Origin of the sequence: Mycobacterium sp. (genome assembly GCF_035274705.1) — a bacterium.
In the GTDB taxonomy this organism is placed as follows: Bacteria; Actinomycetota; Actinomycetes; order Mycobacteriales; family Mycobacteriaceae; genus Mycobacterium.
The window spans coordinates 1-10,031 of record NZ_DATENY010000011.1; the positions used below are offsets into that span (position 1 = coordinate 1).

General features: G+C 64.5%; 5 protein-coding genes and 2 pseudogenes. All 7 read right to left on the reverse strand.

Features of this window, described 5'->3' with window-relative positions:
- Nucleotides 1–158, reverse strand: a 158-nt coding sequence (locus VJV41_RS28915) for a hypothetical protein (protein WP_414684859.1), incomplete at its 3' end; no start/stop codon positions are given.
- 5 nt (nt 159–163) lie between these two features.
- Nucleotides 164–3,778 (reverse strand): type I polyketide synthase, encoded by a 3,615-nt coding sequence (locus VJV41_RS02290; RefSeq protein ID WP_414684860.1) that lies wholly within the window; start codon nt 3,776–3,778, stop codon nt 164–166.
- 135 nt (nt 3,779–3,913) lie between these two features.
- Nucleotides 3,914–4,723 (reverse strand): annotated as a pseudogene (locus VJV41_RS28920) (polyketide synthase); the annotation flags it as partial.
- 3 nt (nt 4,724–4,726) lie between these two features.
- A pseudogene (locus VJV41_RS28925) lies at nt 4,727–4,900 on the reverse strand (acyl carrier protein); the annotation flags it as partial.
- The gene (locus tag VJV41_RS02295) at nt 4,897–5,139 is read right to left on the reverse strand and encodes a hypothetical protein (RefSeq protein ID WP_325330676.1); all 243 of its coding nucleotides are present in this window, start codon (nt 5,137–5,139) and stop codon (nt 4,897–4,899) included. The pseudogene VJV41_RS28925 and the gene VJV41_RS02295, both read right to left, overlap by 4 nt.
- Complete coding sequence (locus tag VJV41_RS02300) at nt 5,136–5,282, reverse strand: hypothetical protein (protein WP_325330678.1); 147 nt, start codon at nt 5,280–5,282, stop codon at nt 5,136–5,138. Before VJV41_RS02300 ends, VJV41_RS02295 begins: the two co-directional genes overlap by 4 nt.
- A gap of 128 nt (nt 5,283–5,410) precedes the next feature.
- Nucleotides 5,411–10,027, reverse strand: coding sequence for a type I polyketide synthase (locus VJV41_RS02305; RefSeq protein WP_325330680.1), 4,617 nt, complete (start codon nt 10,025–10,027; stop codon nt 5,411–5,413).
- Nucleotides 10,028–10,031 lie beyond the last annotated feature (4 nt).

Here is a 10,031-nt window from a genome sequence, read left to right on the forward strand (position 1 = left end):
GCGGTATCCACCCCACCGGGAAACCGACACCCCAACCCCACCACCGCAACCGGCTCAACATCACCCTTCTCAGCGATCTGCAACCGCGCACTCAAATCATCAATCTTGCGCAACGCCTCAGTAATAACCACCCGACGATCCGGCGATGCAGCACTCATCGCACTCAACCCAGCCTTTCCGAAAGATGTTGCAGCAGCTCGTCGTCGGTGAGGTCTTCATAGGCGTCCGAACTTTCCTGATCGGCAACGTCGACCAGCTCGGGCAGAATCGTGGCCAAGTAACCGGCGAGCGCGTCGACGGTCGGATAGTCGAACACCACAGATGCGGGTATCGCTTCGCCGAGGCTTTCGCTGAGGGCCCGCTGAAGAGTCACGCTCATCAGGGAATCCATGCCGGATTGGAAGAAACCCGCCGCCGGATCGAGCAACTGCCCTGCAGCGAGCCCCATGGCGGCCGCGACCTGTGCGCTCACGTGATCAACCAGAAGGTCACGACGTCGCGTCGGTTCAGACTCGCGCAACGCTTCGCGGAAGGCGGTTCTGAGCATCGATGCGCTGTCGCTGTCCGCGTCGGTTGGCAGGAGGTCGTCCACGATGTGCAGCGCTGCACGGGTCCGATACGCGGTGGCAAGCCGAGTCCAGTCGGCGGCGACGATGATGGACCGAACCGGGGCGCCGGGGCCGGTCACCGAACGCAACGCTTGGATGGCGACTTCGTCGGGCATGGGCTCGAGTCCCGACTCAAGAGTGACCTGACGCTCCTGGTCTGATTGGCTGTCGGTCAATGACTTCCAGAGACCCCAGTTGATCGCCATGGCTGGCAACCCCGCTGCTCGCCGCGCAAAGGCGAAGGTGTCCAAGAAGGTAGTGGTTGCCGCGTAGTGGGCCAGCCAGCGCGAGCCCGTCACTCCGGAGATCGACGAGAACACCACAAACTGGCACACCGGATGCCGTAACGACAATTTGTGCAACAACGACACCGCATCGAGCTTCGGTCGGAACATGGCGGTGACGTCGTCGTCGGTCATGTCATGCAGCGTCATCGGACCGCCCCCAAAGGCGGCCAAATAGATACCGCGCAGCTGTGGAAGGTCTGCGCCAAAGCGATCGAAGAGTGCGCTCATCGCCGTCTCATCCGATACGTCGGCGGCGACCGTCACCAACGTCGACCCGGTCGCCGACAGGCTGGTAGCCAACTCATCGAGGCGCGAACCCGGATTGCGCGACACCGCAACGATAGTGGCTGCACCCATGCCAGCCAGCCGACGGATCAGATGCGGTCCGATATTGCCGGTCGCCCCGATGACGAGGTGGCAGCCGTCTTTATCGAGCTCGACTGGAGCGGCTGTTGGTGGGTAACCCTTTTGGAGGCGTGGCACCCGGCGTAGACCGGCCCGGTAGACGACCTGATCCTCTTCGTCGCCACCGCGGGCCTCGTCCACCACATACTTCGCGGCCAGTCCACCGGGCACCGATTCGTCGACATCGATGATCCCGCCCCAGATTTCCGGATGCTCCAACGCCACCGTGCGACCCAAACCCCACAACACCGCATGGGCAGGATTGGCGCGATCGCCTTCACCGACGGGCTGAGCATTGCGCGTCAGCAGAAACAGCCTCGGCGGCACCGCCATCGACGCCACCACTGTGGTCAGCCTTCGCGCGGCATTGAACAGGGCATATCCCGATTCGGATTCGAAATGGCCGGACGACACCTGCGGCGCATACAACACATGGGTGACTCCGGCGAGGGCTTCCGCGAGCGCGGCATTATCGGCATCCTCGGCCAGCACCGTGACTGAACCGCCAAGCATCAGGCTCATCTCGGTGCGCAGCTCGGCATCGGCGATCACCAGCCACGAACCATCCGTATCGACCTCAGCGCCGCGCAACTCACGGGCCGGCCAGGTCAGTTCGCACCACCACTCCGCCGGGATCAGCGGCGAATCCTCACTTAACGCCACCCGGTTGGTCGGACGTTGCACCGTTCCGAACGGGATCCAGTGGCGGGTGTGGTGCCACGGACTGGTGGGCAGCACAGGATGCGGCTCCGGAGGATGCGGGGTCTGCGGCGGATGGCTGGTGTGGGTGGCGTTGAGGTTGGTTTGGAAGCTCACCGTGTCATCCCCGTCGCGCCACAGCGTTCCGACACTGTGGTGATGGGTCACCGATTCCAGTGTGTCGTCGACGGCATGCGTCAGGATCGGATGTGCGCTGATCTCGATGAAGGTGGCGTGATCTTGACCGGCGGCGGTGATGGCCTGGCTCAACCGCGCCGGCTGTCGCACATTGTTCACCCAATACTCGGCGTCCAGCAATGGCTGCCCATCCAACAGCGTGGTGTCGTCGGCGACAGTGGAGATGAACGGAACAGTCGGGATCTCGGGGGTCAGATCCGCCAGGGCCGTATGCAATTCGGGCAGGATCGAATCCATCAGCGCGGTATGCGAGGCCACCTCCATGTTGACCCGCCGGGCGAACCGGTTCTGCGCGCTCACGGCGGCGATCACCGCGTCCACCGGCGTCACGGGCCCGGCGATAACGGTCTGGCGGGGCGAGACATACCCCGCCACACTCACGCCGGGATAGTCGACGATCAACGCCTCGGTGGCTTCGGCGTCCAGTTTGAGTAATGCCACTGCGCCTTGTCCGGCGAGTTGTGACATCAGCCGGGACCGGATGGTGATCACCCGCAGTCCCTCGGGCACGCTCAGTGCCCCCGCCACCACCGCCGCGGACACCTCGCCCATCGAATGTCCGATCACCGCGTCCGGGTGCACCCCGTAAGAGCGCCACAATTCGGTCAGCGCCAGTTGCAACCCCATCAGCACCGGCTGCACGTGCGCATCGCCGCTCACCGGCTCACCGCCCGCAATCACCTGTCGCAGCGAAAATCCCACGTGTTCAAGGAAAGTCGGCTCCAACTCGTTGACCGCTGCGGCAAACACCGGTTCGTCGACGAGCAATTGCCGCCCCATGCCGGCCCAGTGCGAACCCTGACCCGAGTACACGAACACGGTGCCGGGACCGCACGGCCCCCCATGCGGACCCACGACTCCGTCGGCCGCCCGGCCCGCGGCCAGCGCCCGCAACCCCGTCACCGCCTGGGCGCGATCGCGGGCACACACCGTGGCGAATTCGGCGTGCCGGGTCCGGTGATGGTTGAGCGTGTGGGCCACATCGGACAACGCCACATCTGCTCCGTCACCATCCATCCAGTCGGCGAGCACCCCAGCCATAGACGCGATCCGCTCCGGGGTCTTACCCGAGACCACCAACGTGCTCACCGCCGGCTCCGACTCCCGCTCAATCGGATTGGGATCGGGCGCCTGCTCGATCACCACATGCGCATTGGTGCCACCGAACCCGAACGACGACACCCCGGCACGTCTCGGCCTCCGCACCGACGGCCACTGTTGTTGTTCGGCTACTACTTCCAGCCGAATCTGGTCGAAGGGAATATGCGGGTTCGGGGTGCGGAAGTTGAGATTCCCCGGGATGGTCCCCCGCTGCACCGCGAGCACCGCCTTGATGAAGCCAGCGATCCCGGCCGCCGCCTCCAGATGACCCAGATTCGACTTGATCGCGCCGATCAACAGCGGTGCCTGTTCCGGCCGTCCGCGCCCCAAGACTGTGCCGAGCGCACGCGCCTCGATGGGATCGCCCAACAGAGTTCCGGTCCCGTGCGTCTCGACATAATCCACCTCTTGGGGCGCTACGCCTGCATTGGCATACGCCGCGCGTAGCACCGCCATCTGAGCGGACGGGTTGGGAGCCATCAGGCCGTTGGACCGGCCATCCTGATTGACCGCCGAACCGCGTACGACCGCCAGCACCCGATCGCCGTCACGTATCGCATCACCGAGCCGCTTGAGCACCACCACTCCGCAGCCCTCACCACGCACAAAACCGTCGGCATCCGCGTCGAACGCGTGACACACACCGGATGGCGACAGCGCACCGGCTTCGTCGAACCCATGGAACACCGCAGGCGACAACAGCAGATTCACGCCCGCCGCAATCGCCACATGAGAGTCCTGCATCCGTAGGCTCTGACACGCCAAATGCAGGGCGACCAACGACGACGAACAAGCGGTGTCGACCGTAACGGACGGCCCACGCAGGTCCAGGAAATATGAGAGTCGATTCGCGATGATGCTCAGTGCGCCGCCGACGTTGCTCCACGCGTCCACACCGGCCAGATCGGTGGACGCCAAGTACCCGTACTCGCTGCAACACGCCCCGACGAAGACGCCGGTTTGCGAGCGACTCAGAGAAATCGTGCGAATCCCGGCGTGCTCCAACGCTTCCCAAGTCACTTCTAACAGCAGTCGCTGCTGAGGGTCCATCTTGATCGCTTCGCGGAGCGAGATATCGAAGAACTCTGCGTCGAACGCGGCGACGTCGTTCAAGAACGAGCCCCACCGCGTGGTGCGGGCCAGGATTGCCGCGACCTCGGGAGATCCATCGTCGAACGGAGCCCAGCGATCAGGAGGAATCTGTCCTATGGCGCAGCGCCCGTCAGACAGGAACCGCCACAGTGCTTCGGGCCCGGATATTCCGCCCGGGAACCGGCAACCCAATCCGATAACGGCGATCGGCTCGTCGACCGAGCCGCGGCTGGTCGGCAGCGCCGCGTCAGCTTGACGATCCGACTCGGGTGCCGTGAGATATTCGACGAGGGTGTTGATCGATGGGTTCTGCCAGAACTCCACCGGCGACACCGGCCGGCCCAACAACTCGGCCAGTTCGCCGGCCAGCACCACCGAATCACGCGAGCCCACACCCAGATCCGAGAACGATGAATCGGGGTCGATCTCGTTGATATCGCAGCCGATATTGGTGATCAGATAGTCGACCAGCCAATTACGCAACACATCAGCAGAAGAACTCGCGGTCATACCGAAACATCCAAACGCTCCAAGACATCCTGCCGGTAAGGTTCAACGCACGCCGAACGTCGACCCTTGCCGCTGGTGGTCATCGACATGGAAACGTGCTGCACGAGACTGCCTTTCACCACTGGCAAGATGTGCGATGTCGAAATCGCCGATGTCATTTCCCATTTGACGGTGTGAAGCATGTCCGGCACCTTCTCGTCCGAGCTGCCGCGCTGCTTGAGTTCGTGAAGAACCTTCACGACACTCTCCGAATCTCGTCGTGCTGGATCTCGATGAGCTGCTCTAACAGCCCGATGACACGCTCCAGGTTGGCGTTGATCTGCGTCATACTGGACCGTGTCTCGACGACAAGATCCTTCAGATCTGACGGGATACCGATCATGAGTCCGCCTCCTTTTCGACTTCCGGTTCAGCCCCGCGCTTTTCGATGTCGCATCCCAACCATCCGCGCGCCGGCTTGAAACGAGCTCGATGCGCGTATCCCCGCCGGGATGCAACTGAAGGACGTACTCATCGGATCCCGCTCTCGACGCTCGCGGAAGTCGCTTCGATGATGTCGAACAAGCCATCGAGCACACTGCTGGAGGAGTCGGTCAGCACATGCTCGTCGCCTTCCGAATCTTGCTGTGGTGAGACCTTTCCCGCGAGGTGCTCCGCTAGTGACGTGATCGTCGGGTGGTTCCAGAGCATCGTCGCCGACAGCTCGATACCCACGAGCATCTCAGCCTGTCGCCGAATCGACATCGCCATCACCGAGTTGAGGCCCAGCTCGGCGAACGGCCGGTCGACATCGAGTTCTGCTTCAGGTAGTCGAAGTTCGCGGGCAAGGATTGTCCGCAGCCCGGCTTCGAGTTCCCTCAGCAGGTCGTCGACGGCCATCTCCGACCACGCCCGCACCGGTGCCGATATGCCATCTGCGCCGGTATTCGGTTGATCGGACGGCATCGGAGCCATCACCGCTTGCGCAATGTCGTAGGTGTCCACGTACTCCCACGCGGGAAACGCTTCTTCCGGGGTAACCGGCCGCGAGCCCAGCCGTTCAAGTTCTTGCAAGACGACTTCCGCGTCGGTGGCGAACCCGAGCCTCCGCCAGGCCACCCAGTCCAAACTGACGGTGTGGCAGCCTTGCCGGTGACGCGCTCGGGCCAGAGCGTCGAGGTAGGCATTCGCCGACGCGTAGGCACCCTGTCCGGGGACGCCGAACACCGTGCCCGCCGAGGCCGTCAGGAAGAGGAAGTCGAGGCTGCCCGGCGGGAACACTTCGTGCAACACCTGTGCGCCAGCGATTTTCGGCCACATGGTGCGCCGAAGGCGGTCGTTCGAAATCTCGGTCAGGAGTTGGCCTTCGGTGACTCCGGCAGCGTGTATGACACCGCGAATTGGTGGAGCTCCTTCGTTGTCTCGCCCGGCGAGCAGACACAGCAGCGCGTCGCGCGAGCCGATGTCGAGGGCCACGGCATCAACGGACACGCCACGCATCTCCAATGCCCGGATGGCGGCGATCTTGTGGCGCACGTCTGTTTCGTTGGTGTTGCTGTCCCAGTCGCGCCTGGGCGGCAACGAAGTGCGACCGGCGAGTACCAGACGACGTGCACCGCGGTCCGCGAGCCATGCGGCCATCAGTAGACCGAGAGCGCCCATGCCGCCGGTGATGAGGTATGCCGCATCGGCACGACACCGGAACGGCTCTCGCACCGGTTGGCCGGTGACCGGCATCAAGGCGGGCGCGAGGAATTCGCCGTCGCGCAGCGCCAGGAGCGACTTCGCTGGTGTCTGTAGTATCGCGGACAGCGCCGATACGCAATCCCCGATGTCTTCGTCCAAGCCCGGGCCAGCCTCGATATCCACCAACCCGCCCCATAGCTGCGGCTGCTCGGCCCTGATGACCCCGGCTATTCCCCAGAGACAGCTCTGGCGCACTGCCGCGTCTGAGATGCCCTCGCGGACACCGCGAGTGATGATCCACAGCGTGGCCGGGTGGTCGTCATCCCGCGCGGCCAGGCGGCGGATGAGGTCGGCCACTTCCGCCGAAACACGGACCGCGCAATCGATGTCGGTCTCAACGGCCTCCAGCGGCCCTTGTTCGGCGACATAGAGCACACACCGTGCCTCGGCGACGTCGGCAGGCAGGTAACCGGCGGAGGTGAGCCCATCGCGGAGAGTGCAAGCGGCATGGTCCGCCCCGATAACCGCGACCGTGCACGGGGCGCGGTTCTCAGCGGGCGCCTGTTGCGAACCGACATGCGCGTCGGCACATTCGCCCCAAGGCTGCCATTCGATAGCGTGCGCTAACCGGCCGGGGTCATCATGAGGGCTCGCCGGTACCGGACCTGACTCCACAGCGGCGTATCGCAGTGCGCGGATGTCGATACAGGTGCTGCCGTCGAGCGCCTTCACCGCGATGTCGACGATCAGTTCATCATCGTTGCCGCCGCGTCGATATACCTCGACAGAACCGTGCTCATCGACGAGTTCGGTGTTAAACCGGATGCTTTCGATGCCGGCCGGGAACATCGGCTGTGAGTTGGAACCGTCCACCAGGCGGCCGACGTGAACGGCGGCGTCGAGCAGCGCCACCGTCGACACTTCGGGCAGCTCGATGTGGGCGTGCAATCTACCCGGCGCCGACCGGCATGAGACGACCGACCATGGGAACGGCTGTCCCTCGATGCCCGCCTCCTGCTGCAGCGAAGCAACCGACTCGACAGACAAAGTAGCGTCCTCGCGCAGATCGTGATCGTCGCCGTGGCACGTGGCTGCCAAGCCGTCCCGCTGGCGTGAGATTCGGGCGCTGATGTGCCTGACCCAACGGTGCGTGGGAGTGCCGGTCGCGAGACTCGATGACACGGTGACCGATTCGTTCTCGACGACTACCTGAATCACCCGCGGCTGGTCGACGACGATCGGATACTCGAATCGGATGTCAGCCAGTGTTGATGCGTCAACTTCGGCTGCTGCGGCCGAAAGTGTCTGCACCAGAACCGATACCGGTACCACCTCCGTGCCGTGGATACGGTGATGCCCCGGATACGGCGTGGCCTCCGGCATCAGTCGCGCCTGCCACAGGTGCGCCGGTGGTGTGGTGGCGACTGCGATGTGCTGGCCGAGCAGGGTGCCGGGCCTGGGTTTGGATCCGGCTACCTCCACCCGATTCTCGGTGGTTATCCAGTGACGAGTGTGGCGCCAGGGCGTGGCGGGCAGCACCGGATGCGGTTCCGCCGGATGCGGGGGCTGCGGCGGTGGGCTTGTATGGATGGTGTTGAGGCTGCTGTGAAAGCCGATCGTGTCATCACCGTCGCGCCATAGCGTGCCGATGCTGTGGTGGTGGGTGGATTCCAGGGTTTCGGTGATGGCATGCGTCAGTATCGGATGAGCGCTGATCTCGACGAAGGTGACGTGATCTTGAGCTGCGGCGGTGACGGCCTGACTCAACTGCGCCGGCTGGCGCACGTTGTTGACCCAGTACTCGGCATTCAGCAGTGGCGCGGTGGTGGCCTCGGTGACGGTGGAAAAGAACGGAATGGCGGGCAGTTCGGGGGTCAGATCGGCTAGTGCCGCACCTAATTCGGGCAGGATCGGGTCCATCAGCGCGGTGTGCGAAGCGACCTCCATGTTGACCCGCCTGGCGAAGCGTTCCTGCGCCGTCACTGCGGCGATCACCGCATCGACCGGCTCGGGCGGCCCGGCGACCACGGTCTGCCGCGGCGAGACGTAACCTGCCAGACTCACCTCGGGGTAGTTGGCGATCACCGCCGCGGTGGCCTCGGCGTCCAGTTCCAGCAGCGCCACTGCGCCCTGTCCTGCCAGTCGCGACATCAGCCGCGACCGGGTGGCGATCACCTTCAGCCCGTCGGCCACCGTGAGTGCCCCGGCCACCACCGCCGCGGTGACCTCTCCCATCGAATGCCCGATCACCGCATCGGGTTCCACGCCGTAGGAGCGCCACAATTGGGTCAGGGCCAACTGCAACCCCATGACCACCGGCTGCACCCGCGCATCCCCGCTCACCTCTTCGCCGTTGGTGAGCACCTGCTGCAGCGAAAAACCCACCTGTTCAACGAAAATCGGCTCCAACTCGTCAACCGCAGTGGCGAACGCCGGCTCATCAGCGAGCAACCGCCGGCCCATCCCAGCCCAATGCGAACCTTGACCGGAGTACACAAACACCGTGCCCCGTCCGGGTGGCCCCTGATGCGGACCCACCACCCCGGGGCCGGTGTCTCCCGCGGCGAGCGCCTGTAGCCCGGTCACTGCCTGGGCGCGGTCACGCGCACACACCGCGGCGACCGTCTTGTACCGGGTGCGGTGATGATTGACGGTATGCGCCACATCAGCCAACCCCACCTCGGCGCCCTCGCCGGCCATCCACTCGGCCAGCATCGCCGCCATCGAGGCGACGCGCGCCGAAGTCTTGCCCGAGATCACCAGCGTGCTCACCACCGGCTCCGGTTGCCCGACAACCGATTCGACAGCCGGAGCCTGCTCCACCACCACATGAGCATTGGTGCCACTGACCCCAAACGACGACACCCCAGCACGGCGCGCCCGCCCCACCACCGGCCACGCCATCGGCTGGGCGGCGATGGTAAACCGCGACGCACCCTTACCGGCATGCGGAGTCAGCTGACTGAAATTCAGATGTTGGGGAATTCGCCCGTGCTGCACACTGAGCACAGTCTTGATAAACCCGGCGATACCCGCAGCCGACTCCAGATGACCCAAATTCGTCTTCACCGAACCCAACACCAACGGCGCCGAACCATCCCGCTCAGCAAACACCTGACCCAACGCGTCGAGTTCGATCGGATCACCCAACGCCGTACCGGTCCCGTGCGCCTCGACATAGTCGATATCGCACGGCCGCAACCGTGACGCCGTCAACGCCCGGCGCAACACCGCCTGCTGAGCCGGACCATTGGGCACCGTCTGCCCGCTACTCGCACCGTCCTGGTTGACCGCCGAACCACGCACCACCGCCAACACCGAATCCCCATCGCGCAGCGCATCACCGAGCCGCTTGAGCACCACCACCCCAGCGCCCTCACCACGCACATAGCCATCCGCAGCCGCATCAAAAGTCTTACAACGCCCATCCGCAGCCAACATCCCCCACCGCGAGCAGGCAATACTG

Coding starts and splice junctions, on each gene's coding strand:
- VJV41_RS02290 (WP_414684860.1), bottom strand. CDS start 3,778: ATGGCTCCCAACCCGTCCGCTCAGATGGCGGTGCTACGCGCGGCGTAT.
- VJV41_RS02300 (WP_325330678.1), bottom strand. CDS start 5,282: ATGATCGGTATCCCGTCAGATCTGAAGGATCTTGTCGTCGAGACACGG.